This window comes from Rhodanobacter sp. FW102-FHT14D06 (assembly GCF_043950705.1).
GTDB lineage: Bacteria > Pseudomonadota > Gammaproteobacteria > Xanthomonadales > Rhodanobacteraceae > Rhodanobacter.
In genome coordinates, this window is the sequence record NZ_CP170722.1 from 3132357 (window position 1) to 3155630 (window position 23274).

General features: G+C 66.6%; 22 protein-coding genes. 8 read left to right on the forward strand and 14 right to left on the reverse strand.

Annotated elements, in window-relative coordinates:
- Window positions 1–45 precede the first annotated feature (45 nt).
- From ACFCQI_RS13975 to ACFCQI_RS13985, 3 genes are all read right to left on the reverse strand, one after another.
- Entirely contained in the window at window positions 46–2169 is a 2124-nt protein-coding gene (locus ACFCQI_RS13975; RefSeq protein WP_395117644.1) for an AsmA family protein, read from the reverse strand.
- 120 nt (window positions 2170–2289) lie between these two features.
- Window positions 2290–4518 (reverse strand): penicillin acylase family protein, encoded by a 2229-nt coding sequence (locus tag ACFCQI_RS13980; RefSeq protein WP_395117647.1) that lies wholly within the window; start codon window positions 4516–4518, stop codon window positions 2290–2292.
- A gap of 70 nt (window positions 4519–4588) precedes the next feature.
- On the reverse strand, window positions 4589–5440 hold the full coding sequence (locus ACFCQI_RS13985) for a LytTR family DNA-binding domain-containing protein (protein ID WP_395117649.1): 852 nt from the start codon (window positions 5438–5440) through the stop codon (window positions 4589–4591).
- A 144-nt stretch (window positions 5441–5584) separates the two neighbouring features.
- Here ACFCQI_RS13985 and ACFCQI_RS13990 point away from each other — a divergent pair, with 144 nt between their 5' ends.
- A complete protein-coding gene (locus ACFCQI_RS13990; protein WP_395117651.1) occupies window positions 5585–7393 on the forward strand; it encodes an FAD-binding protein in 1809 nt (602 codons plus the stop codon).
- A gap of 285 nt (window positions 7394–7678) precedes the next feature.
- Here the strand turns inward: ACFCQI_RS13990 and ACFCQI_RS13995 are convergent, their stop codons facing one another.
- A complete protein-coding gene (locus ACFCQI_RS13995; protein ID WP_395117653.1) occupies window positions 7679–8341 on the reverse strand; it encodes a YajG family lipoprotein in 663 nt (220 codons plus the stop codon).
- A gap of 124 nt (window positions 8342–8465) precedes the next feature.
- Here ACFCQI_RS13995 and ACFCQI_RS14000 point away from each other — a divergent pair, with 124 nt between their 5' ends.
- The 7 genes from ACFCQI_RS14000 to ACFCQI_RS14030 all read left to right on the forward strand — a co-directional run bounded on the left by ACFCQI_RS14000 (window position 8466) and on the right by ACFCQI_RS14030 (window position 17144).
- Entirely contained in the window at window positions 8466–8891 is a 426-nt protein-coding gene (locus ACFCQI_RS14000) for a heavy metal-responsive transcriptional regulator (RefSeq protein WP_395117655.1), read from the forward strand.
- Window positions 8888–11419 carry a heavy metal translocating P-type ATPase gene (locus ACFCQI_RS14005; RefSeq protein WP_395117657.1) on the forward strand — a complete coding sequence of 844 codons (2532 nt, stop codon included), beginning with the start codon at window positions 8888–8890 and terminating at the stop codon, window positions 11417–11419. Before ACFCQI_RS14000 ends, ACFCQI_RS14005 begins: the two co-directional genes overlap by 4 nt.
- Before the next feature lie 90 nt (window positions 11420–11509).
- Window positions 11510–12784, forward strand: coding sequence for a bifunctional tetrahydrofolate synthase/dihydrofolate synthase (gene folC, locus ACFCQI_RS14010; protein ID WP_395117659.1), 1275 nt, complete (start codon window positions 11510–11512; stop codon window positions 12782–12784).
- Between the two features lie 76 nt (window positions 12785–12860).
- The gene (locus ACFCQI_RS14015; protein ID WP_395117661.1) at window positions 12861–13898 is read left to right on the forward strand and encodes an SPOR domain-containing protein; all 1038 of its coding nucleotides are present in this window, start codon (window positions 12861–12863) and stop codon (window positions 13896–13898) included.
- Between the two features lie 84 nt (window positions 13899–13982).
- A complete protein-coding gene (locus ACFCQI_RS14020) occupies window positions 13983–14690 on the forward strand; it encodes a CvpA family protein (protein WP_395117663.1) in 708 nt (235 codons plus the stop codon).
- 30 nt (window positions 14691–14720) lie between these two features.
- A complete protein-coding gene (gene purF / locus ACFCQI_RS14025; RefSeq protein ID WP_395117665.1) occupies window positions 14721–16196 on the forward strand; it encodes an amidophosphoribosyltransferase in 1476 nt (491 codons plus the stop codon).
- Window positions 16197–16283: 87 nt separating this feature from the next.
- The gene (locus ACFCQI_RS14030; protein ID WP_395117667.1) at window positions 16284–17144 is read left to right on the forward strand and encodes a ferritin-like domain-containing protein; all 861 of its coding nucleotides are present in this window, start codon (window positions 16284–16286) and stop codon (window positions 17142–17144) included.
- Here ACFCQI_RS14030 and ACFCQI_RS14035 read toward each other — a convergent pair.
- The 10 genes from ACFCQI_RS14035 to ACFCQI_RS14080 all read right to left on the reverse strand — a co-directional run bounded on the left by ACFCQI_RS14035 (window position 17141) and on the right by ACFCQI_RS14080 (window position 23216).
- Complete coding sequence (locus ACFCQI_RS14035) at window positions 17141–17722, reverse strand: XVIPCD domain-containing protein (protein WP_395121366.1); 582 nt, start codon at window positions 17720–17722, stop codon at window positions 17141–17143. The two genes, ACFCQI_RS14030 and ACFCQI_RS14035, sit on opposite strands and share 4 nt — an antisense overlap.
- 22 nt (window positions 17723–17744) lie before the next feature.
- The gene (locus tag ACFCQI_RS14040) at window positions 17745–18563 is read right to left on the reverse strand and encodes an IS3 family transposase (RefSeq protein ID WP_395117669.1); all 819 of its coding nucleotides are present in this window, start codon (window positions 18561–18563) and stop codon (window positions 17745–17747) included.
- Window positions 18563–18877 carry a DUF1153 domain-containing protein gene (locus ACFCQI_RS14045; protein ID WP_395117671.1) on the reverse strand — a complete coding sequence of 105 codons (315 nt, stop codon included), beginning with the start codon at window positions 18875–18877 and terminating at the stop codon, window positions 18563–18565. Before ACFCQI_RS14045 ends, ACFCQI_RS14040 begins: the two co-directional genes overlap by 1 nt.
- Before the next feature lie 47 nt (window positions 18878–18924).
- Window positions 18925–19764: a type IV secretion system protein gene (locus ACFCQI_RS14050; protein WP_395117673.1), complete on the reverse strand. Its 840-nt coding sequence runs from the start codon at window positions 19762–19764 to the stop codon at window positions 18925–18927.
- A gap of 12 nt (window positions 19765–19776) precedes the next feature.
- A complete protein-coding gene (locus ACFCQI_RS14055; protein ID WP_395117675.1) occupies window positions 19777–20205 on the reverse strand; it encodes an XVIPCD domain-containing protein in 429 nt (142 codons plus the stop codon).
- Window positions 20202–20846 (reverse strand): hypothetical protein, encoded by a 645-nt coding sequence (locus ACFCQI_RS14060; protein ID WP_395117677.1) that lies wholly within the window; start codon window positions 20844–20846, stop codon window positions 20202–20204. Before ACFCQI_RS14060 ends, ACFCQI_RS14055 begins: the two co-directional genes overlap by 4 nt.
- A 157-nt stretch (window positions 20847–21003) precedes the next feature.
- Entirely contained in the window at window positions 21004–21141 is a 138-nt protein-coding gene (locus tag ACFCQI_RS14065) for a hypothetical protein (RefSeq protein WP_395117679.1), read from the reverse strand.
- 40 nt (window positions 21142–21181) lie between these two features.
- On the reverse strand, window positions 21182–21745 hold the full coding sequence (locus ACFCQI_RS14070; RefSeq protein ID WP_395117681.1) for a hypothetical protein: 564 nt from the start codon (window positions 21743–21745) through the stop codon (window positions 21182–21184).
- Between the two features lie 2 nt (window positions 21746–21747).
- Window positions 21748–22251 (reverse strand): DUF4189 domain-containing protein, encoded by a 504-nt coding sequence (locus ACFCQI_RS14075; protein WP_395117683.1) that lies wholly within the window; start codon window positions 22249–22251, stop codon window positions 21748–21750.
- 2 nt (window positions 22252–22253) lie between these two features.
- Window positions 22254–23216, reverse strand: a complete 963-nt coding sequence (locus ACFCQI_RS14080) for a type IV secretion system protein (RefSeq protein ID WP_395117685.1) — start codon at window positions 23214–23216, stop codon at window positions 22254–22256.
- Window positions 23217–23274 lie beyond the last annotated feature (58 nt).

The window sequence follows — 23274 nt, forward strand, 5'->3', positions numbered from 1 at the left end:
GGTTGGCGGACGGTACGGTCGTGCGGTGAAACCGCCGACAGATGGTCATTTCCCGCTTGATTGAGTCTTCTGGCCCGAGCCACGCAGTTGCATCAGCACCGCGCGGCAGGTGTTCTCGCCGCTGTCCTCGTTTTCGTGGCTGGGCGCGATCAACGCGATCAGCGCGGCCGCCGGTGCGGCGACGGCGCCCAGGGCCACGGCGCCGGCGCCGCGCAGCAGCAGCGGACCCTTCTGCACGCCGACGTCGGGGTGCTTGAGCGTGCCGCGAACATACAGCGGCGAGCGCAGGGAGAGGATGCGCAGGCCCTTGGTGTGCGGTTTCACGTCGAGGTCGAGTTTCTCGCTGGCGAGATTCACCGTGCCATCCACCTTGATCAGCGCGTCGTCGGTGTCGAACACGAACAGGCGCATGTCGAACAGGCCGTGCTTCGCGACCATGTCGGTGGCGGCGCAGTTGATTTCCACCGTCTTGTCGCCGAACAGCTTGCCGATGATGATGTTGCCCACGTTGAGGCCGGCGGTTTCCAGCAGCGTCTTGCTGATCGCGCCGTCGTTCATCAGCAGCTTCAGCTCGCCGTCGGCGCTGCCGAGCAGGGCGGCGATGGAATTGCCTTCGGCGGTGAGGTTGGCGTCGCCGTTGATCTCGCCGAAGCTGGTGCGCATCGGCGAGAACTGCGGGAACAACTGTTTCAGCTTCAGGTGGCGCGCATGCAGCTCCAGCACGCCGGGCATCGGCGCGCGGCTGCCGTCGAGGGTGATGTTGCTGCGCACGGTGCCGCCGGCCACGCCGAAGGTCAGCGGGTCGAGGTAGAGCGCGCCGTTGCTCAGCACGAGGTGCGTGTGCAGCGAGTCGATCGGCAGCGCCTTGCCGTGCTCGATGCGGGTGGCACTGAAGTCCACGTCGGCGTCCATGGTTTGCCAGCGCCCGGTGCGGAACGGCGCTACCGGCAGCAGCTTGTCGGCCGGCTGCGAGCTGTCGGGACGGTCGACCCTGGCGGTGTCGGAGTCCGCGCCGATCAGTGGCGCCAGGTCGGCGAAGCGCAGCAGGTTCGAGTGCAGCTTGCCGCTCAGTTTCGGTCGTTCGCCGCCAGTGACGAACAACAGGTCGCCGGCGAGGTCGCTGCCACCGACGTGGCCGCGGAAGTCCTGGTAGTGATAGCGGCCGGAGCCCTCGCCCAGCCTGGCGCTCAGGTGGCCCTCGGTGGCGTAGGGCGGCGTATCGGGCAGGGTGATGCCGGTCAGCGGGTACAGCTTGGCCATGCTGCTGCCGGAGAACCACAGGCGCAGGTCGAGCGCGCCCAGTTGCAGCGGATCGGTCAGCGTGCCGACCAGGGCGATGTGGCTGTCGCCGATGTGCACGTCGGCCTGCACCGGAAAGGGCTGGCTGGCATCCTGCAACGCCAGCACGGCACCGGTCTTGCCTTCGCCGGTGAGCGCACCGCCCTGGTACGTGCCGCTGGCTTGCCAGGCGAACTGGTAGCTGGTCGCGCTGGCCGATTTGTCCCTGGGCACTTCCGGCGCCTTGGCGGCGGCCTTGCCGGTGGTCTTCTGCGCCTGCTTGCGGGCGTCGGCGCTCTGTTGCGCCACGATGTCGTCGTAGGGAATCGCCGCCTGCAACGGTTTCACGGCGACCTTGAGCCTGGTCTGCGTGACCGCGTCACCCAGCCGGATCACGCCGTGGTCGAAACCGACCGAGCCCACGTCCAGATGCCATGCCGACGGCCCGGATTTCTTCGGTGGATTGAAGCGCCAGGTGGCGCGGCCGTCCTTGTCGCGCTCCAGGTCGATGCTGGGGTTCACCAGTTGCACGCTGGGTACCTCGATGCGATGCATCAGCAGCGCCCACGGCGAGAGCCGGAAGCGCAGCGCATCCAGCTGTGCGAATGGCGTTTGCGCGGCCCAGTCGGGGTTGGCGATGCGGATGTCGCGCGCGGTGAACTCGGGCCACGGCATCCAGGCGGCGGGGCCGCTGCGGCTGCGGTCCCGGCGCCAGTCCAGCGTGAGGTCACCGTTGATGGAAAAGGGCCGGCCGATCGCCTGGCTGACCTTGTCGCCGATGAACGGCCGCAGCCGGTTCCAGTCGAACGTGGCGATCACGATCAGTGCCACCACGAGCAACGCCAGCACGACGCTGCCGATCACCACCAGTGACTGGGTGCCACGCTTCATGGGTTCGCTCCGCGGTCCGCGACCTGCGCACCGGGTTGGCGCACGCGCAGGTCATTCCACGGAAGTCATAACCAGGTCGATGACAAGGTTATGTGCTCGACCGTCGTTGCCGTTCAGCTTTTACCCGCCGGGGTGATAGCTGCGTTCGGTGTGGCCCTTCAATTGTTCCGGCCAGAAGTACACGGTGCGCAGGTTGCCGGTGGTGTAGCGCTCCGCCTCGTCGTTGAAGTGCGGAGAATCGGGGTGCCCGCTTTCGCCGCCGGCGGTGATCGCCCGCGCATGCACCTTCGGCCCGAACTCGACGGCAGCCACGAAGCTGTTGCCGCCGGTGCCGTAGTAGCGCTTGGTACCCGGCCAGCGATGCGCGCCGAACGAGGCCAGCGAACCCCAGCGCGAGGAGGTGAAAGGCACCGGGATGCTGGGCTTGGCGTCGTCGAATTTCTGCACGATGTCGCCGTTGATGCGCTGGAAGCGGTTGATCTCGCCCCACGGCACGCCCCAGCTGCCGAAGTCCTGGGTCAGCCGGTCGGAGGCTTCGACCAGCGCATGGAGGCGCGCCTTGGCGCCGGCCTTGGCGGCCATCCGGTCGTAGATCGACAGGCCTTCGGCGGTGTCGGCCTTGCTCACTTCGTCCCACAGCGTATCGCCCCAGAACACCGCCAGCGAGGTCGGCATCGAGGCGATGCCCCAGCGGTAGTCCCAGTCGCGCAGCAACTGGATCGGCCCGGCGAGTTTCGCGCGCAGGGGATCGTCGGCGGGCAGCGCGTCGTAGTCGGCGATCAGGATCGGCAACTGGCGCGCGAACGCGGGCAGGTAGGAGTCGAACGCGGCGGTGATCAGCGAGGGCAGGGTGACCTGCCTGATGTCGGTGAGCAGGCGGATCGCGTGCAGGCCGCGCGGGTTCTCGCCGAAGGTGTCCATGTAGCGCGGGTAGTCGGCCTGCTTCGGGCTGTACGCGCCGGCGGCGGAATACGGCCAATTGTTGGTGTTGAAGGTCCAGCCATTGGGCGGGTTCACCACCTGCGGCAGCTGGTCCAGCGGCGTCAGGCCCTGCCAGTCGGTGGCCGGATCGCTGCCGTCCACGGGTTTGGTGTAGTCGAAGCGGTTGTCGCGCCTGGGCACGAATTGCGGCAGCAGGAAGGCGATCTCGCCCTTGTCGTCGGCAAACAAGGTGTTGTTGGACGAGTTCGCCTTCAGCTCGGCGACCTTCATGTAGCTGGCGAGATCATGCGTCCTGGTGCGCAGCCAGCTCTGCTCCAGCGCGGGGATCGGCTTGTTCATCAGTGCTTCGGCGATCCACTTGCCGTCCGCCTCGCGCACGATCGGGCCGTGATGGGTGAAGTGCGCGGTGAACGTGCGCTGCGCCAGCGCGCCGCTCTTGTCGCGATACGACAAGGTGATCTGGCGTGACGTCACCGGCCGCAGTTCCTTGCCGTAGCGGTAGAACAGCTTGCCGTCCCGGTGCACGATGGTCTCGGCGAACTCGTCGACCACGTCCACGCCGGTCGAGGTATGCATCCAGCCCACGTGCGGGTTGAAGCCCTGGTAGATGAAGAATTGGCCCCAGGTCACCGCGCCGTAGGCATTCAGCCCCTCGTCGCTGGACATCTGCAGTTCGGAGCGGAAGAAGAACGAGGTGTGCGGGTTGATCAGCAGCAGCGCGTGACCATCGACCGTGAGCTTCGGCGCGATCGCGATGCCGTTGGAGCCGGTCGGCTCGATCCAGCTGGGCTGCGTGTGCACCTGTGCCAGCGGCGCGTCGGCCGGGCTGCCATAGAACGCCTTCAGCGGTGCCAGCTCCACCCGCTCGATGTCGCCGCCGATGCTGCCTTCGGTGAAGGACAGCGCCATCCACGGCTCGAAACGGGTGAGCACGCGCGGGTGCACGTCGGGATGAGTGGCGAGGTAGTAGTTGAGCCCGTCGGCCCAGCTGTCCATCAGCTGGCGCAGCCAGCGCGGGCTTTGCGCGTACAGCTTCTTCAACTCGGCCGGATCGATGAACAGGCGCTGGCGCAGGTCCTGCCACAGCGCAGAGTCGTCGGCGTCCTTCGCCTCGGCCAGCCGGCCCAGCGCGATCAGGTAGTTGGTCTCGACCCGGTTGAAGTCGTCCTCGGCCTGGGCGTAGGCCATGCCGAACACCGCGTCCGCATCGGTCTTGCCGTGCACGTGGGCGATGCCCCAGTCGTCGCGGGTGATCGTCACCGCCTGCGCCTGGCGCTCCCAGCGCGACTGCTCCGGGGTGGCCGCGGTGGCGGTTTGCAGCAGGCTCCATGCCAGCAGTGCGGCGATGACCAGCACGGTCGACGCCCTGTGCGCCCGCGCGATGCCGCCGAGGATGCGTGTATTCATCTGTTGCCCCTTGATGACCGACCGGTCTGCCCAGCGTAGCCCATTCCGCCCGCACCGCGCTGTCGCCCGCTCAGCCGCCGAAACGCTCGCGCAAGGCAGCACGGTGGCGTCGGCTGCAGGGGATGGTGGCACCGTCACGCATGGTCAGGCGGGCGTCGCCGGTATCCAAGGGCTCGATCTGGGCGAGGTAGTCGAGATTGACGAAATAGCCGCGGTGCACGCGCACGAAACGCGCCGGGTCCAGCCGCTCCTCGATCGCCGCCATGGTGCTGCGCAGCGGGTAGTCGCGACCGTGCACATGCAGGTTCACGTAATTGCCCGAGGCCTGCAGCCATTCGACCTCGCTGGCATTGAGCAGGAATTCCCGCCCCAGCTTGCGCACCAGGAAGCGTTCGGGCCGCTCGACCGGTTCGGCCGGCTGTCCCTCGTCGGGGGCGGCCAGCAAGCGCGCCTCGCCCTGCCAGCGGATCAGCCACAGGCGCGACAGGCACAGCAGGGCGATGATGACGAAATAGGTGCGGATGTCCTTCAGATACTCGTAGCCGTAGTGCGCGCCGAACTGGTCGTGGGAACCGACCAGCGCGTAACAGAGCCGACGCAGCGCCACCATGCCGGTGACATGGATGAGGCTGAACGGGACCGTGGCCAGCAGGTGGCGCGGCAGGCTGTGCCGCCAGGTATCGACGCGGAACGGCCAACGGCGTTCCAGCGCGATCACGAACGGGATCAGCGCCAGGATCAGGAGGGCGCTGCTGAACTCCCACACCCAGGGTTTCCAGGTGTCCACGTCGGGATGATCGGTCAGCGCAACCAGCGCATTGAATCCGGCGTTGAGGATGACCAGGGCCACCCAGAAGCCGACTTCGATGGGTCGCCGCCAGCGCTGGAAATCGTCGAAGCTGAGGCCGGGGCGTTCGTTCATCCGGCGATTCTACGCAAAGCCCCGCGACCCGTCCCCGCAGCCCTGCCGTCCGTCCCCGTGACGGGTCGATCCGTCACCTGGCGGGCGACAGCGCGGCCGGAGGCGCTGCAAGATGGAGCCCTCGACCCCACCATCGGAACGCCCATGAACCGCCGCGATCTGCTCAAGGCCGCTGTCGCCGCAACGCTCCTGCCCTTGGCGCTGTCGCCGGTCGCCCGGGCGCTGGCCGGTACCCGCAACCATCTTTCCCGACTGCTGCGCCGGGTGCGGCCGGGTGATCCGGCGTGGCCGGACGCCGACGCCTGGGAAACGCTGAGACAGCAGGTCGGCGGACGCCTGCTGAAACTGCAATCGCCATTCGCGCCGGGGGCGACTGCCGCCGCCCGGGCCGAGGCGCTGGCGCAGATCAAGAATCCGTTCTACGTCGGCGACAACCCCGCGCTGACCCAGACCAGCGGCTGGCTGGATGCCTGGGCCTCGCAGCCCAGCACGTACGCCGTGGCCGCCGAGAGCGCGGCCGATGTGGTCGCCGCGGTGAACTTTGCCCGTCGGCATCATCTGCGGCTCGTCGTGAAAGGCGGCGGCCACAGCTACCAGGGCACCTCGAACGCGCCCGACTCCTTGCTGGTGTGGACGCGGCACATGCACGACGTGACCCTGCACGACGCCTTCGTCGGCCACGGCTGCGCGGGCAAGCAGGCTGCACAGCCGGCGGTGAGCATCGGCGCCGGCGCGATGTGGATCGACGCCTACGACGCGGTAACCACCAGGGGCGGCCGCTACGTGCAGGGCGGCGGCTGCACCACGGTGGGCGTGGCCGGGCTGGTGCAGAGCGGCGGCTTCGGCAGCTTCTCCAAGCATTACGGCACCGCGGCGGCGGGCCTGCTGGAAGCCGAAGTCGTCACCGCCGACGGCCAGGTACGCATCGCCAACGCCTGCACCAACCCGGAGCTGTACTGGGGCCTCAAGGGTGGCGGCGGCGGCAGCCTTGGCGTGGTCACGCGCCTGACTCTGCGCACGCGCGAGCTGCCGGCGTTCTTCGGTGGCGTGTTCGGCACGATCGAGGCCACCACCGATGCCGCCTATCGCACGCTGATCGCCCGGGCGATCGCGTTCTATCGCAGCGACCTGTTCAATCCGCACTGGGGCGAGCAGATGGGCTTCAGCGGCCGCAAGCTGGAACTGAGCATGCTGTGCCATGGGCTGGACCAGGCGCAGATGGAAAAGGTCTGGGCGCCGTTCCTCGACTGGGTGAAGGCGCGCGCGGAATATCGCTACGCCGATCCGATGAAGATCTTCGCGATGCCGGCGCAGCACATGTGGGACGTGGATTTCATGCGCCAGAATGCGCCCGGCGTGATGGTGGCGGACAACCGGCCCGGCGCGCCGAAGCACCATGCCTACTGGGCGACCAATGTGGGGGAGGCGGCCTGGTTCCTGCACGCCTACCAGTCGGCGTGGTTGCCGGCCACGCTGCTGCACGAGGATCGCCAGGGTGCACTGGTCGATGCGCTGTTCGACGCCGCGCGCGAATGGAGCGTGGGCCTGCATTTCAACAAGGGCTTGGCCGGCGCGCCCGCGGCGGAAATCGCCGCAGCGAGAGACACCGCAACCAACCCGCAAGTGCTCGATGCGTTTGCGCTGGCGATCATCGCCGGCGGCGGTGCACCAGCCTTTCCGGGCATGCCGAAACCGGATATGGCGGAGGCGCAGCGCGCCGCCGCCAGCATCGGCACGGCGATGGCCGCCCTGCGCAAGGTCGCGCCGAACGCGGGCGCCTACGTCTCCGAGAGCGATTACTTCCAGCGCGACTGGCAGGCCGCGTTCTGGGGCACCCACTACCCGAAGCTGCTCGCCGTGAAGCGCCGCTACGATCCCGACGGCCTGTTCTTCGTCCACCACGGCGTGGGCAGCGAGGGTTGGAGCGGCGAGGGGTTCGTGCGCAAGGATTGACCGGATATCGAGTTCAGAAGGGAAGACGAGGATGTAGGCCGAGCAGCTGTCTTAGTGATCTGAGGACAGCTTGCTTCGGCGGGCAAGCACTTCACCTCCCTCCTGGGGAAGATGGCGCGAAGCGATGGATGAGGGTTCGGGGTTCCCAGCGCGCGCTTCGGCCGCCCCTCGCCCCTACCCCTCTCCCGAGCGGAGAGGGGTTCAACACCTTCACGCGGCGCGTATGCACGCCGCTTCCTGTCCTCCAGTGACGCAGATGGCGTTCTTATGGCTTTTACGCCTGACTCAGAGCCCGTTGTTGTTGGCGGCGTCGGCGAACTGTTTCAGGTAATCCTCGAATGCACGCTGGTAGGCCAGTTGCCAGTTGGCTTCGCGAGCGACCTGGATGGAGTTGTGGCCGTATCCCTTCACGGTCACCTGGCGATGCCCCTGCGGGCTGTCGATCTTGAGCAAGGTGTCCAGCTTCGCCTCGATGCTGGCGCTCCAGAACCCGGGCGTGAACCACGCCCAAAATTGGCGGATGTCGACGCTGACATGTGGCGCATTCGCCGGGGCGCTGGCTGCATCCACGACGCTGTAGCCGCGGCTGGCAAATGCATTGGTCAACAACTGCCGGGTCACCGACTCCACGTTCTGACCGGGCTTGAGCAGGATGTCGCCGAATGCCTTTCCGAAGCCGCCACGCTTGCGCGCGATGGCCTGCTTGCGTTGCGTTGCATCCAGCGCGTAGCTGGCGCCCTTCTTCAAGGATGGCGTGCTGGGGTCGTCCGGATCGGTTTCGAACACGCGCACGTCATGGATGGCGTCGATGACCACCGGTTTGCCGCCGCTGACTACCGCTGAACCCGGCGATGGCACGTCGAGCGACATCTGGGTGCGCGTGGTTGCGCAGCCTGAGATGAGGGCAAGGACAAAGACGGCGACGAGGCCGTGAACGAGATGCTTCATGCGTTTTCCCCTGTAGCGATGATGTCGTGGATCTGAATGGAACGGGAGAGTTGTCGCAAATGTCGCGACGAAAGGGAAGCTGATGCTTGACTCTAGACCTTGATCCAAGGTCTAGACTATGCCCATGAACACGCAAGCCTCCTCCCTGACCATCGGTGCCGTCGCCAGGCGCGTCGGCGTGGCGATCGACACGATCCGTTATTACGAGCGCGAAGGGTTGTTGCCCGAGCCGCAGCGGCGTGCCTCCGGCTATCGCAGTTACGGCGAGGGCGCGGTGACGCAGCTGCGCTTCATCCGCCGTGCCAAGGATCTGGGCTTCACGCTGGAAGAGATCCGCGAACTGCTCGCGCTGTCGGCAGATCGCCAGCGCGGGGTGAAAGCGGTGAAACAGCGCGCGCAGAAGCGGCTGGCGGCGATCGAGCAGCGCATCGTCGAGCTGCAGCGTGTGCGCGACGGCCTGGCGGAGCTGGTGGCATCGTGTCCGGGGCACGGCAAGCCGGAGCAATGTCCGATCCTGCGCGCGCTCAGCGGTGACGAGGTGTCGCCATGAACGCGCATGCCTGCTGCCACGGTGGCGACAACACGCCTTCGGCGGTGATTGACCCGGTTTGCGGCATGACGGTCGATCCGGCCACGTCGAAACATCAGTCGGTGCACGACGGGCAGGCCTTCCATTTCTGCTGCGGCGGCTGCAAGGCCAGGTTCGAGGCGGAACCGGCGCGTTACCTGGCCCAGCCTGCGGCGCACCATCATGACCACGCCTCACACGCGGCTGCGCATGGCGCACACCTGGCGAAGGACCCGGTCTGCGGCATGAGCGTGGACCCGCACACCGCGAAGCACCGCGCCGAACACGACAGCCACCCGTACTACTTCTGCTCCGCGCGCTGCCGCGAGAAATTCGTGGCCGACCCGGCCGCATACCTCGGTGAACGCAAACCCGCGCCGGCCACACCGGCCAGCACGATCTACACCTGCCCGATGCATCCGGAAGTGCAGCAGGTCGGCCCCGGCCATTGCCCGAAGTGCGGCATGGCGCTGGAGCCGATGATGCCTTCGCTGGGCGAGGACGACGGCGGCGAGCTGCTGGCGATGACGCGGCGTTTCCAGTGGCTGGTGGCGCTGACCTTGCCGGTGTTTCTGCTGGCGATGGGGCCGCATTTGTTCGGCTGGCATCTGCCTGCGCCGTGGGATGGCGTGGCCGTGTGGGTGGAGGCGGTGCTGGCCAGCGTGGTGGTGCTGTGGGGCGGCGCGCCGTTCTTCGTGCGCGGCTGGCGCTCGCTCAATCCGTGGCATCCCAATATGTACACGCTGATCGCGCTGGGCACCGGCGTGGCGTGGTTGTACAGCGCGGTGGCGTTCGTGCTGCCGGGGATCTTCCCCGACGGCTTCCGCGACATGCATGGCCGCGTCGCGGTGTACTTCGAATCGGCGGCGGTGATCGTCACCCTGGTCACGCTGGGCGATTTCCTGGAGCTGCGCGCGCGGCGGCGCACCGGCGCGGCACTCAAGGCGCTGCTGGGGCTGGCGCCGAAAACCGCGTGGCGGATTGCCGTCGATGGCAGCGAGGCCGATGTGCCGCTGGAGCAAGTGCAGGCCGGCGACGTGCTGCGCGTGCGCCCCGGCGAGAAGGTGCCGGTCGACGGCGTGGTGATCGAGGGCGAAAGCCATGTCGACGAATCGATGCTCACCGGCGAGCCGATGCCGCTGGCCAAGGCGAAGGATGATGCGCTCACCGGCGGCACCGTGAACCAGGATGGCGCGCTGACCATGCGCGCGCAGAAGGTCGGTGGCGAGACGATGCTGGCGCAGATCGTGGCCCTGGTGGCGGCCGCCCAGCGCAGCCGCGCGCCGCTGCAGCGCGTGGCCGACAAGGTGGCGGCGTGGTTCGTGCCGGCGGTGGTCGTGGTGGCCGTGCTGGCGTTCGCCGCGTGGGCGATGGTGGGGCCGGAACCGCGCCTCACGCATGCACTGATCGCGGCGGTGTCGGTGCTGATCATCGCCTGTCCGTGCGCGCTGGGCCTGGCCACGCCGATCTCGATCATGGTCGCCAGCGGGCGCGGTGCGCAGCACGGCGTGCTGTTCAGGGACGCCGGCGCGATCGAGTCCCTGCGCGACATCGACACCCTGGTGGTGGACAAGACCGGCACGCTGACCGAGGGCAAGCCGGCGCTGACCGAGCTGGTGATCCTCGGCAACCGGCCGCGCGAACGCCTGCTGGCGCTGGCCGCCGCGCTGGAGCGGCCGAGCGAGCATCCGCTGGCGCGGGCGATCGTGATGGCTGCGGACGCCGAAGGCGTGCCGAAGCTGGGGGCGACGGAGTTCCGCTCGCTGACCGGGCGCGGCGTCAGCGCGACGGTGGATGGCAGCACGGTGGCGCTGGGCAATGCCGGGCTGATGGCCGAGTCGCATGCCGCCATCGGCGACGATGCCAACGCTCGCGCGGAACAACTGCGCCAACACGGCGCCACGGTGATGTTCCTCGCCGTCGACGGCAGTCTCGCCGCGCTGCTGGCGGTAGCCGACCGCATCAAGCCGGACACGCCCGCCGCCATCCAGGCGCTGCATGCCGCCGGCCTGCGCATCGTGATGCTCACCGGCGACAACGCCACCACCGCGCAGTCGGTGGCGCGCACGCTGGGCATCGACGAGGTGCATGCCGACGTTTCGCCCGCCGACAAGGCCGCCGTGGTCAACGCGTTGCGCGCCGAAGGCCGTCGCGTGGCGATGGCCGGCGACGGCATCAACGACGCGCCGGCACTGGCCGCGTCCGATGTCGGCATCGCGATGGGCAGCGGCACCGACGTGGCGATGGAGAGCGCGCAGATAACGCTGGTGAAGGGCGAGCTCGGCGCCATCGTGCGCGCGCGCCGGTTGTCGCAGGCCACCGTGCGCAACATCCACCAGAACCTGTTCTTCGCCTTCGTCTACAACGCCGTCGGCGTGCCGCTGGCGGCCGGCGTGCTGTATCCGTGGTTCGGCATCACCTTGTCGCCGATGATCGCCGCGCTGGCGATGAGCCTGAGTTCGGTGTCGGTGGTGAGCAACGCGCTGCGGTTGCGTGGCGCGGGATTGTGAGGGCAGTGCCGGCTGTCTGATCGGTGCGTTCCTGCGCCGGGTTCGGCGACAATGGGCGACCCCTTCGCCTGTTCATCGAGTAACCCGTTCATGCCCCGCACCCTCGCCGAGTGGTTGAGCTATCAGGATCGCGTCAACCTGCACACCATCGAACTGGGGCTCGATCGCGTGCGCGAGGTATGGCAGCGCATGGGCGCGCCACGGCCGGCGCCGCGGGTGATCACCGTGGCCGGCACCAATGGCAAGGGTTCGACCGTGGCGCTGCTGGAGGCGATGCTGAAGGCGGCCGGTTGGCACGTCGGCGCCTTCACCTCGCCGCATCTGCTGGCCTACAACGAGCGCATCGGCATCGACGGCGTGCCGGTCACCGATGCCGCGCTGATCGAGTCGTTCGAACGCATCGAGGCGGCGCGCGCGGAGATTCCGCTGACCTATTTCGAGTTCGGCGCCTTGGCGGCGGTGGACTTGTTCGCCCGCGCAGGTGTCGACGTGGCGGTGCTCGAAGTGGGGCTGGGCGGCCGACTCGACGCAGTCAACATCATTGATGCGGACGTGGCCGTGATCACCACCGTGGATCTGGACCACATGGAATGGCTGGGCCCCGACCGTGACAGCATCGGCCGCGAGAAGGCCGGCATCGCGCGCGGCGGGCGGCCGGCGATCCTGGGCCAGCTCGACCCGCCCGACGGCCTGCTTGCGGCGCTGGCCGAACGCGGCGCGCAGGTCGAGCGCGCCGGCATCGACTTCAGCGTGGAGCGTCACGAGGACGGCTGGCGCTGGCGCCACCGCGACGGCAGTGCGATGGAGTTGCCCGATCCCTATCTCGCCGCGCCGGTGCAGCACGCCAACGCCGCCGCCGCGATCGCTGCGTTGCATGCGTTGGGCGACGAGGCGTTCTCGCCCAGCACCCTGTTCGCCGCGGCCAGCGCCGGCCTGCACGACGTGCGGATCGCGGCGCGACTGCAGGCGCTGGGCGGCGAGCCGCCGGTGTTCGTGGACGTGGGCCACAATCCGCAGGCCGCGCGGGCGCTGGCCGAGTGGCTGGACGCATCGGCGCACGGCGCAGTGCATGCCGTCTATGGTGCGCTGGCCGACAAGGACGTGGCCGGGGTGATCGGCGCGCTGGGTGCGCGCATCGCGCACTGGCATCTGGCCGGGCTGGAGCAGGTTTCGCCGCGTGGCATGGACGTGGCGGCGCTGTCCGAGAAGCTGAAAGCCACCTTGCCGCAAGCATCGTTCGACGCCCATCCCGACGTGGCTGCCGCACTGGCTGCGGCACGCCAGGCCACGCAGCCGGGCGACTGCATCCTGGCGTTCGGCTCGTTTTTCGTCGCCAGCGCGGTGATGGCTGAACATGCGCCGTGAGCCGCCGCATGGCGCCGGGCGCCGGCAGGTATAATCGCCATATTGCGCATCGCGTTCGCCGCCTGGGAGCGAAAACTTGAAAACACGCCTGCTGGGAGCTGCCGTCCTGATAGCGTTGGCGGTCATCTTTGTGCCGATGTTCTTCACCGACAGCCCGCCCACCCCCGGCGGTGACCGCTCAGTGAGCCTGGCCATTCCGCCTGCGCCCGACCGCGACCTGCAAACCAGGACGATGAGCCTCGACCCGTCCGCCGCCGCCAGCGTGCCGGCCGGCGCGGCGACCGCGGCGACCGCCGCAGCGTCGGGCGACCGCATCGCCACGGTCACCATCGACTCGAACCGCCCGCGCGACGTGGAACTCGACCCCCAGGCAGGCCGGACGCCCGCGCCGACCACGGTGACGACCGGCAGCGGCACCTCGCCGGCGCAACCGGTGATCCCGCAGCGCGACACGGGTGCCGCGCCGACGCCGAAAGCCACGGTCGCAGCGAAACCCGCGCCGGCCAGCGAGCCGACCCGGCCGGCGGCCAAACCGGCCGAGCCGACGCCCGCACCCGCGCTGGCACCGGTCACGGCGGCTGCGGCACACGGCAGCTACACGATCAACCTCAGCGCCTACGCCAGCGCCAGTGGCGCGGCAAAGTTGCAGAGCCGGGTGCGCGCATTGGGCTACCCGGTATCGGGCCGCGTGATCACGCGGGCCGGGCAGTCGCGCACGCTGGTTACCGCCGGTCCATTCGAAACGCGCACGACCGCCGAGGCGGCGCGCCTGAAGATCACCCAGGCGATTCCCGGCGTGCCGGCCAAGGTGGAGCAGGGCGGCGATACCGCGGGGACGTCCACGAGCACCACGCCGACGGCCACCCATGCCGCCAGGGCCGGCGGCTGGGCGGTGCAACTGGCGGCGGTGAGCAGCCAGGCCGACGCGACCGCCTTGCGCGACAAGTTGCGCGCGGCCGGCTTCGACGGTTTCGTCGACTCGGTGCAGTCCGGTGGCCGTACCCTGTGGCGCGTGCGCGCCGGCCCGCAGACCCAGCGTGCCGATGCCCAGCGCGTGCACGACCAGATCAAGGCCAAGCTGGGCATCGACGGCAATGTCGTTTCGGTGCCCTGAACGACACCGCGGCCGCGGTGATGAAGGTACGCCGGCGACGCAGTCATATGCCGGGCGCGGCGCCCGTGCGAGCCGGTTGAACGGATGAACTGGCTCGACGGAATCATTCTGGCCATCCTTGCGCTGTCGGTGCTGATCGGCCTGATGCGCGGACTGGTGGCGGAGGTGTTGTCGCTGGCCACCTGGATCGCCGCCTTCTGGATGGCGGCGGTGTTCGGGCCGGATGTGGCGGCCTTGTTCCAGAATTCGATCTCGCTGCCCATGGCGCGGATCGGACTCGGCTACGCGATCTGCTTCTTCGGCATCCTGTTGCTGGGCATGCTCGTGCGCTTTGCCGCCCGACGGCTGATCTGGAGCACCGGCCTGAGCGGTATCGATCGACTGCTGGGCGTGTTGTTCGGTTTCGTGCGTGGCGCACTGGTGGTCACCATCCTGGTTTTCCTGGTGGGACTTACTGCGGTGACGCGCGAATCGTGGTGGCAACAATCGGTGCTGCTGCCGCAGTTCCAGGGCGCCGCAGCGTGGCTGGGGCAGAACATCCCGGCCAGCGTGGGCGATCACCTGCATCCCGATGCAGTGCTGGACAAGCTCAAGTCGGCGCCGGTGCTGCCGCACGGGCCGGCCGGCTCGTCGACAGCGCCGAGCCTGCTCGATCGCGTGGCTCCGGCCGAACTGCTCAAGCGGGTGGACGGCTTGAGCGAGCGGCTGCACGCCCCCATTTCCGGACGGCAAGGCGCTCCCGCTGCGCCGGCCAGCGCCGCCAGCACGCCGCCGCCCGCGCGGCAACCATAGAATCAGCATTCCCGAAACAGGCCATCCATCATGTGCGGAATCATCGGCATCGTCGGTACCACGGAAGTGGCGTCGGCGCTTTATGACGGCTTGACGGTGCTGCAGCATCGCGGCCAGGACGCGGCCGGCATCGCCACGGTCGAGGGCTCGCGCCTGCGCCTGCACAAGGGCAACGGCCTGGTGCGCGACGTGTTCGGCCAGCGCGCGATGGGCGAGTTGCGCGGGCGCATCGGCATCGGCCATTGCCGCTATCCCACGGCCGGTTCGGAAGGTTCGGCCGAGGCGCAGCCGCTGTACGTCAATTCGCCGTATGGCATCGCCTTCGCGCACAACGGCAACCTGGTCAATACCGACGCACTGCGGCGCGAGATGTTCGAAGGCGACCGTCGCCACATCAACACCGATTCCGATTCCGAGGTGCTGCTCAACGTGCTCGCGCACGAGCTGCAGATCCAGGACCGCATGGAGCTGACTCCCGACCACATCTTCAAGGCCGTGGCCGGCGTGCATGCCCGCGCCCGCGGCGGCTACGCCTGCATCGCGCTGCTGCTGGGTTACGGCCTGGTGGCGTTCCGCGACCCGCACGGCATCCGCCCGCTGGTGCTGGGCGAGCGCGTTACCGCCGAAGGGCACGAGTACGCCGTGGCCTCCGAATCGGTGGCGCTGGACGTGCTGGGTTTCAAGCGGTTGCGCGACGTGATGCCGGGCGAGGCGGTGATCATCACCGACCAGGGCCAGTTGCACAGCCGCCGGTGCGCCGAGGGCGCGGTGCACACGCCGTGCATTTTCGAGTACGTCTACCTGGCGCGGCCGGACTCGATGATCGAGGACGTCTCGGTATACAAGGCGCGTCTGCGCATGGGCGAGAAGCTGGCCGCGAAGATTCTGCGCGAGCGCCCCGACCACGGCATCGATGCGGTAATCCCCATCCCCGACACCGCGCGCACCGCCGCCAGCGCGCTGGCCGGCGTGCTCGGCGTGCCGTTCCGCGAGGGCTTCGTCAAGAACCGCTACATCGGCCGCACCTTCATCATGCCGGGGCAGGGCGAGCGGGTGAAGTCGGTGCGCCGCAAGCTCAACGCGATCGACCTGGAGTTCAACAAGAAGAATGTGCTGCTGGTGGATGATTCCATCGTGCGTGGCACCACTTCGAAGCAGATCATCCAGATGGCGCGCGATGCCGGGGCGAAGAACGTCTACTTCGCCTCCGCCGCTCCGCCGGTGCGCTACCCGAACGTGTACGGCATCGACATGCCCTCGACCAGCGAGCTGGTCGCTGCCGGCCGCACCGAGCAGGAAGTGGAGAAGCTGCTCGGCGCCGACTGGCTGATCTACCAGGACCTCAAGGATCTCGAGTGGTCGGTGCGCGACGGCAACGCGAACCTCGAGCACTTCGATACCTCGTGTTTCTCCGGCGAATACGTCACCGGCCTGGACGACCAGTACCTGGAACAGATCCAGATGCTGCGCTCCGACGACGCCAAGGCTGCGCGGCGCGCCGTGTAAACCGCAGGAGCGCACTTGTGCGCGATGCTTTTCTGCCGGGATTCGGGAAAAGCGTCGCGCACAGGGTGCGCTCCTGCAGGGAAACCCATGTCCGATCTGCATGCCGCCGCCAAAGCCTGCCTTGACGCCAGCGAGCCCGACGAGAAGTTGCGTCTGACGCGTGAGACGTGGCGCGCCTTCGAGCGCGGCGAATTGCAGGCCGATGCGTCATCGCCTGCGCCCGAACCGATCGGTCCGCCCGGCCGTCCCGTGCGGCCTCGGCTGGTCAATGCGCGCCAGCTGCCGCAGCGTGGGCTGGGCAGTGTCGAAGGCCGCGTGGCCCTGGTGCACGCGGTGGCGCACATCGAGTTCAACGCGATCAACCTGGCCTGGGACGCGGTCTACCGCTTCCGCGGCAAACCGCACGCCTACTACCGCGACTGGGCCAGCTGCGCCCACGACGAGGCACGCCACTTCGCCATGCTGTCCGCGCGGCTGGCCGAGCTTGGCCACGTCTACGGCGATTTCGACGCCCACGACGGCCTGTGGCAGATGGCCGAGAAAACCGCCGGCAACGACACCGCACGCATGGCCCTGGTGCCGCGCGTGCTCGAAGCCCGGGGGCTGGATGTGACGCCGGGCATGATCGAGCGCCTGCGCCAGCTGGGCGACGAAGGCACCGTCGCCATCCTGGAGGTGATCCTGCGCGAGGAAGTCGCCCACGTCGCCGCCGGCACGCGCTGGTATCACCACTGCTGCGAACGCGACGGCATCGAGCCGGTGGAAACCTTCTTCGGCCTGATCCGCGAGTACATGGGTGTCGACCTGCGCGGGCCGTTCAATCACGCGGCACGGGGAAAGGCGGGGTTTTCAGCCGTGGAGCTGGACCGGCTCACCGCCCTTGCCGAAGGTGCGCGCCCGCCCGAAGCGATCGGGCCGCGGGCACGCAACCCGGCGGGAGCGGGTTAGCGCCCCATCGCCTGTGGCACGGGCTGAGGCACCGGCATCGGCTGCGCCACCGTCGTGTGACACATGTCCCGGTGGTTTGCTTCTGCCCACATGACGCTACTTTCGGAGGCCGATGTGCGTACCGCCTCCGCGGTTTGCACATGTGCCATCCGCGCAAAAGAACCATATTCCAACGCAAACGCGCGAGTGCCGTTCTCGCTCAGCATGACCTGGTCGATACGTTGCAAACCCTGCTCGCGCGCCGCCACAGCCAGCGCGGCGGCCAGATTCTCGCTGCGCGTGTCCGGGCGCCGCCCGATCGTTGCGTCGATGTGTTGCACGCCAGTCAGTGCCTGCTGATACAACGCGTGATCAGGGTGACGCAGGTCGTCCAACCGCACGGTTTCGTCGTGCGACTTCTGCTGAACGGCCTGCTCGAGTGCGTGCAACGTTCTCGGACCGACCTCGCCGTCGACTATCAGCTGATGATCGCGTTGGAATGCTTCGACGGCTGCTCGGGTATGGGGGCCGAAGCTGCCATCGGCCTCGAGTGAGTTGCCGTCGGCATCGTGGTAGCCAAGTTCCTTCAGTTTTGTAATGACCTAGCGGTTTCTGCTCAGGTCAGGCCGCTAAAGCATAAGCCTCAGCGGGTGTCTTCATGCCCAGCGCCTGATGCGGACGCCGGTGGTTGTAGAACTGGATCCAGTCGCCGATCACGAGGCTGGCGTGCTGCTGGCTTTCGAACCGATGGCGATGCGCACACTGCTCCTTCAAGGTGCGGATGACCCGCTCGACCATCCCGTTCTGCTGCGGGCAGTGCGGCGTGATGAACTCCTGCCGCAGCCCGTAGCTGCGCACGAGCCGGGTGTAATCGCGGCTGGTGAACACCAGGCCATTGTCGGAGCGCAGCAGAAACGGCGTCTGCACCTGGCCCAGAGTCCCGAACCGGGCGATCAAGGCCTGCTCCAGTGCCGCGGCAGCGGTGCTGGCCTTGCCGCTGCGCGAGAGCTGCCAGCCCAGCAGCTGCCGGGTATAGCAGTCGATCACCAGCGCCAGGGTCAGCCAGCCGTCGCGTCCGCCCCAGATCCGGCACAGATCGGTCGCCCAGCGTTCGTCCGGCACCTGCGCCACCGAAGGCAGTGCCTGGATTCGGGGGCGGCAGCCGACGGATCTCTTGCGTACCTGCCAGCCTTTCAGCTGGAAGATGCGCTGTACGGTGTTCTTGTTCATGCCCAACAGACCCGCCACCGTCCGGTAGCCGAACGACGGTTCCTCCTCGATCAGCGCCTTGATCGGCTCCGCCAGCTCCGACCGGACTTTCGGCGACGCCTTGGTCGGCTGGTAGTACACGGTCCGCCGTGCCACGCCGAACCAGCGGCACAGCTTCACCATCGAGACCTCGAAGCCATCGTCCCGCAGCCCCTGCTGGATCGAGACCATCAGGTCTCGTCCTTGCCCAACAGGGACTGCAATTTTTTTCGGGCGCGCAACTCCAGCATGGCCTCGCCGTACGCCTCCTGCAGGTCCTTAAGCTGGCGCTCGTATTGCTCCCGGACGTCCTCGGGCTTCGCCCGCAGGGCGTTCTCCATCCCCCGCTTGCTGTCCTCGACCCAGCTCTCGATCTCCGACGGCGTCAGGTCGAACTGCCGGCTGGCTTCGGCCACCGTCGTCTTGCCCTGGATGATTTCCAGCACCAGCGCCGACTTCCGTCGCGCCGTCCAACGCTTGATCTCTTCTTCCATCACTTGGCTCATCGTGCTCTCCGTAAAAGGTAGCACCTGAGCAGAAAATCACTGGGTCATTACATGAAGTTGCCCAGCGTCCCCTGGAAGAACATCGCCGCCATCGGCGGCACGGAAATAATAAGCACCGTCAGCAGCAGGCCGACGCCGCCTTGTTCAAGCGCCTGGGTCGAGAAACCTTCCGCACCTTGGCCGGTGATGGTGTTGATGATGTTGGCGCTCCATAGTGCCGCGGCTACGCGGAGGGACAGTTGCAGCACCAGCGAGCTGACGAAGGCGAGCACAGCCATGGAGAAGATGGTGCCGATGCCGTAAAGCAGCCAGCGCTGGAATAGCGACTTGGTCTGCTCGAAGATCAGGCAAAGAATGAACAATGGACCCAAGCCGATGAAGAGGGCGAGGGCGAACTTGTACAACAACAGCATGGCGGCGGCGGCCATTGGCGCGCTGGAGGTGCCGAGGCCGGCGATCAGTAACGCGTGGTTCTTCTGGTCGACGGCCTCGCTGTCGCCGGGGGAAACCTGCACAGTATCGATGGCGGCCAGTGCTAGCTGGGTCCAAGCGAGGTTGTCGTCAATGGTCTGTGCCACCGGGGTGTCGTCACCGGTGAACATCTGGTTAATGCCGGTGCTCAGTTCGGTGGTGAAAAACGAAAGCAGGTTGGTTCCGAAGATGCTCATGGTGGTAGCGACGGTCACGATGATGGCGACCTTGGTCATGCTCATGACCAGGGCCATCATCGAGGGACGCAACCACAGGAAGCTGCTTGCGGACGGCTGGCCGGTGATCACGCAGGCGGCGTAGGTCAGCCACCACCTCGTATTTGCCTTACGGCGCGGGCACGTCGAGAGCACGCCGAAGTTCCACGACGCTCCATCGCCCATCACGCTGGCCATCATTGCCGTCACTCGCTATCGGCCCATCGCCTGTTCCGCCTGCTGCGGAGGTTGCACTTCCTGCAGCGGGGCTTTCACAGCGACTGCCTGCTGAGCGGCCTGCGCCCACGCCGCACTGCTGTTCGCGATCGAGGTTTGCACCGCGTCGGCAGTTTGTACATGCGCCATGGGCGCATGCGCACCGTGCTGCATCGCAAAGGCACGCTCGCCGATCCCGCTCAGTGCAACCTGATCGATGCGTGTCAGACCGTTACGACGCGCCTCGACGGTGAGGGCGGCGGCGAGGTTGTCGCTGCGCTGGTCAGGTGTGCGGTGCATCTCTGCGTCAAGCCGGTGCACGCCGCTCCGCGCTTGCTGATACAGCGCGTGGTCGGGATGGTCGGGATGATCGAGGCGCGGGCGAGCGGCGACTGACGCGCCGCTGAACCATTTGCCTGAGGTCAAGGTGTCAAAGGCATGGGCCGCCCGGCTCGCCGCTTCATGCGCGGCACGTTCGGTAGCCTGGACGCCTTCTGACAGTGCGTGCTCGGTGGCATGTACGCCGTCGGCGAGGCTTTGACAGGTGGTCCCTGTGTATCGCGATAGCCCAGCGCGATCAGGTTGAACTGCACGGTTTGGACAGCGGTGCTGTAGTCACCCTGTTGCGCCAGGTGTTGGGATGAAGCTGCGTTGTGGGACCGCGATGACGATTGCGCGTGGTTGCTGGCAGTCACGTCTTTCCACGCTTCGGCCGGCGAAAGACCTCGGCCAATATCGTTCTGATACGAGGCGCGCATCTGGTTCAGGACGCTTTCGGATTGCGCCAGGGTGATACTGGCGTGGTTGGGCGGCGGGTAATGGCTGCGACCCGCGTTTTGCGGGTCGCCAAAGCTGGCCCACTCCTGCGACAGACTGTGCTGGGCCGCCTCCAGCGTGACGCCCGGCTGGCCGGTGATGTACCCCTGGACCTCGGGACGTTTGTCGACAATTAGATACTCGGAAAAGATCCTGTCCTGCAACGCGGGCGTGAATGCTTGTTTGCGATCCAGGTGCAAGGTGTCGATCGCTGCGTCCATCGTTGTCGGGATGATCTGGTATTTGCCCACGGCAAACAGGCAAACAGGCAAACAGGCAAACAGGCAAACAGGCAAACAGGCAAACAGGCAAACAGGCAAACAGGCAAACAGGCAAACAGGCGCTCAGGCGCTCAGGCGCCTGGGCGTTGGCATGCTGTTGTTCGTTGCCCTGACCCAAAGTCAACGTCTAGAAGTCGATGGCGCCGTCGGCACCCCGGATGTGCGGTTTGTGGTCTGCGCCCATGTAAGTACCGCGGTTGTAGGCGTTGTAGCCTGCAGCGCCGGATTCGCCTTGGGTCATCAGATCCAACAGGGGATTGGCCATGGGAAACTCCTTGTGCAGATCAGCGCGAGTGCATCACCGCTCAATGGGTGACGGCGGGCGTTACGGTCCAGCCGGTGACGAAAATCTGGGAATGGCCGCCGTGGACGTTCCAGTCGCCGATCTCGCCAAACGTGCCGACATCCAGGTTCTTGTTGCTGCCGGGATGGTGGAAGCGCATCAGGCAGACACCTCCTGACCCACAGCTACTCAATTCCGGCATCTGCTGGCATGCGTTGCACATCGCGTTAGGATGCGTCGCACAAAGCGTCTTGTAATTACCGCCCACGACGTTTGCCATGCACTGCTTGTCGACCACGGGGACCCAACCCTGGTTGAACAGTGCGCTGTGAAAGTCGGCATAGGCCATGCCTTCGGTCAGTCCGGGTCCGATGGCAGGGGATGTCGACGGGGAGGCCGTACCGGTTGATGCCGCAGGCGAGACCTTCGCCGTGATTGCGGCTGACTTTGTAGTCGACGCGACGGTCGCCGGTTGATCAACTGTGCTGGCTGGGGGCGTGACACTCGTGTTGGGTGACTGCGCGGATTGGCAGGCCGACGCGATGGCGCACAGGGCAAGCAGGCTGAATAGGTAGTTGCGCTTCATGATTATTGCACTCGCACGGGCGGACTGCAGGCTGTGTAGGTAACCTGGCAATGGGTATCGGACGCGTTGCACACCTTCATGGCGGCCTGCGTGGCGAGGTCGATGGTCAGGCCCGCTTTGGCGTTATGTCCGGTGTCGCCCCCGACCAGCGCGACACACTGATTGACATACCAGATTTCGATTGTGCAGGTCACGCCGCCGTTGGACTTGCAATTGGCAATCGCCGCCTGTTCCGCGCTGCTTCGATCCGCCTCGTTGACTGAAGCACCTCCAGTGTCGTGGGGTATATCCGTTGCAATTGCACCGAATTTGTCGACCCAGATTGGGTTCGGTCGAGATTGCCGCTGTGTGGGTTGCTGTTGACTGTCGTCTGGCCCGCACATATTTTGACCCTGTCCCGTACCGTAGGGAATCATGTCAGGAGGGCAAGCGGCCTGTGCATGCACGATTTCCGCGCACATCAACAAAAGAGCCAGCAAGAGCCCACATATGGAAGCGGATTTCATAGTCAAGCCCCAGAGCTTGGTGGAGGGGCAGGTCTTACGGCATCTGGTTGTTGACTATATGTTTGGCCCGTCCAATGGCGGGTGTTGACACTGTTTGTAAGAGCGGCTCTTTGAGCAGGTACGCTTTGTCCAGCATTGGCCTGCAAAGTTTGGTGTCCCCATCCCCCACCCCCCATCCCCGACTGCAGCTGCCCATTCGGCCCCTGCCGATTGCCGCCGCCGTAGGCAAAAGCCGAGTTGAAGTAGAAATTTCCTAACGTGCCTTGGAAGAACATGCCGGCCATGGGAGGCACGGAAATGATCAGCACGGTGAGCAACAGGCCAACACCGCCTTGCTCCAGCGCCTGGGTGGAGAAGCCTTCGGCGCCGTTGCCGGTGATGGTGTTGATGATGTTCGCGCTCCATAGTGCGGCCGCCACGCGCAAGGACAGTTGCAGGACTAGTGAGCTCACGAAGGCGAGCACAGCCATGGAGAAGATGGTGCCTATGCCGTAGAGCAGCCATCGTTGAAATAGTGATTTTGTCTGCTCGAAAATCAGGCACATGATGAACAACGGTCCGAGCCCGATGAAGAGGGCCAAGGCAAACTTGTAAAGCAACAGCATGGCGGCGGCGGCCATTGGCGCGCTGGAGGTGCCGAGGCCGGCGATCAGTAACGCGTGGTTCTTCTGATCGACGGTCCCGGTGTCGCCCGGGGCGACTTGCACCGTATCAATCGCAGCAAGCGCCAGTTGGGTCCACGCCAGGTTGTCGTCGATGGTTTGTGCCACGGGGGTGTTGTCACCGGTGAACATCTGGTTGATACCGTTGCTCAGGTCGGTGGTGAAAAACGAGAGCAGGTTGGTTCCGAAGATGCTCATGGTGGTGGCGACGGTCACGACTATCGCAACCCGGGTCATGCTCATGACCAGGGCCATCATGGAGTCGCGCGAGGGCAGCGAATCGTCTGCGGGCAACTGGCCCATCACGCCATGATGATGCGAAACAGGAATCCACCAAGCATGTACGGCGGCGAGGCGAGAA

Coding starts and splice junctions, on each gene's coding strand:
- ACFCQI_RS13975 (WP_395117644.1), bottom strand. CDS start 2,169: ATGAAGCGTGGCACCCAGTCACTGGTGGTGATCGGCAGCGTCGTGCTG.
- ACFCQI_RS13980 (WP_395117647.1), bottom strand. CDS start 4,518: ATGAATACACGCATCCTCGGCGGCATCGCGCGGGCGCACAGGGCGTCG.
- ACFCQI_RS13985 (WP_395117649.1), bottom strand. CDS start 5,440: ATGAACGAACGCCCCGGCCTCAGCTTCGACGATTTCCAGCGCTGGCGG.
- ACFCQI_RS13990 (WP_395117651.1), top strand. CDS start 5,585: ATGAACCGCCGCGATCTGCTCAAGGCCGCTGTCGCCGCAACGCTCCTG.
- ACFCQI_RS13995 (WP_395117653.1), bottom strand. CDS start 8,341: ATGAAGCATCTCGTTCACGGCCTCGTCGCCGTCTTTGTCCTTGCCCTC.
- ACFCQI_RS14000 (WP_395117655.1), top strand. CDS start 8,466: ATGAACACGCAAGCCTCCTCCCTGACCATCGGTGCCGTCGCCAGGCGC.
- ACFCQI_RS14005 (WP_395117657.1), top strand. CDS start 8,888: ATGAACGCGCATGCCTGCTGCCACGGTGGCGACAACACGCCTTCGGCG.
- folC (WP_395117659.1), top strand. CDS start 11,510: ATGCCCCGCACCCTCGCCGAGTGGTTGAGCTATCAGGATCGCGTCAAC.
- ACFCQI_RS14020 (WP_395117663.1), top strand. CDS start 13,983: ATGAACTGGCTCGACGGAATCATTCTGGCCATCCTTGCGCTGTCGGTG.
- purF (WP_395117665.1), top strand. CDS start 14,721: ATGTGCGGAATCATCGGCATCGTCGGTACCACGGAAGTGGCGTCGGCG.
- ACFCQI_RS14030 (WP_395117667.1), top strand. CDS start 16,284: ATGTCCGATCTGCATGCCGCCGCCAAAGCCTGCCTTGACGCCAGCGAG.
- ACFCQI_RS14040 (WP_395117669.1), bottom strand. CDS start 18,563: ATGGTCTCGATCCAGCAGGGGCTGCGGGACGATGGCTTCGAGGTCTCG.
- ACFCQI_RS14045 (WP_395117671.1), bottom strand. CDS start 18,877: ATGAGCCAAGTGATGGAAGAAGAGATCAAGCGTTGGACGGCGCGACGG.
- ACFCQI_RS14050 (WP_395117673.1), bottom strand. CDS start 19,764: ATGATGGCCAGCGTGATGGGCGATGGAGCGTCGTGGAACTTCGGCGTG.
- ACFCQI_RS14065 (WP_395117679.1), bottom strand. CDS start 21,141: ATGGCCAATCCCCTGTTGGATCTGATGACCCAAGGCGAATCCGGCGCT.
- ACFCQI_RS14070 (WP_395117681.1), bottom strand. CDS start 21,745: ATGAAGCGCAACTACCTATTCAGCCTGCTTGCCCTGTGCGCCATCGCG.
- ACFCQI_RS14075 (WP_395117683.1), bottom strand. CDS start 22,251: ATGAAATCCGCTTCCATATGTGGGCTCTTGCTGGCTCTTTTGTTGATG.
- ACFCQI_RS14080 (WP_395117685.1), bottom strand. CDS start 23,216: ATGGGCCAGTTGCCCGCAGACGATTCGCTGCCCTCGCGCGACTCCATG.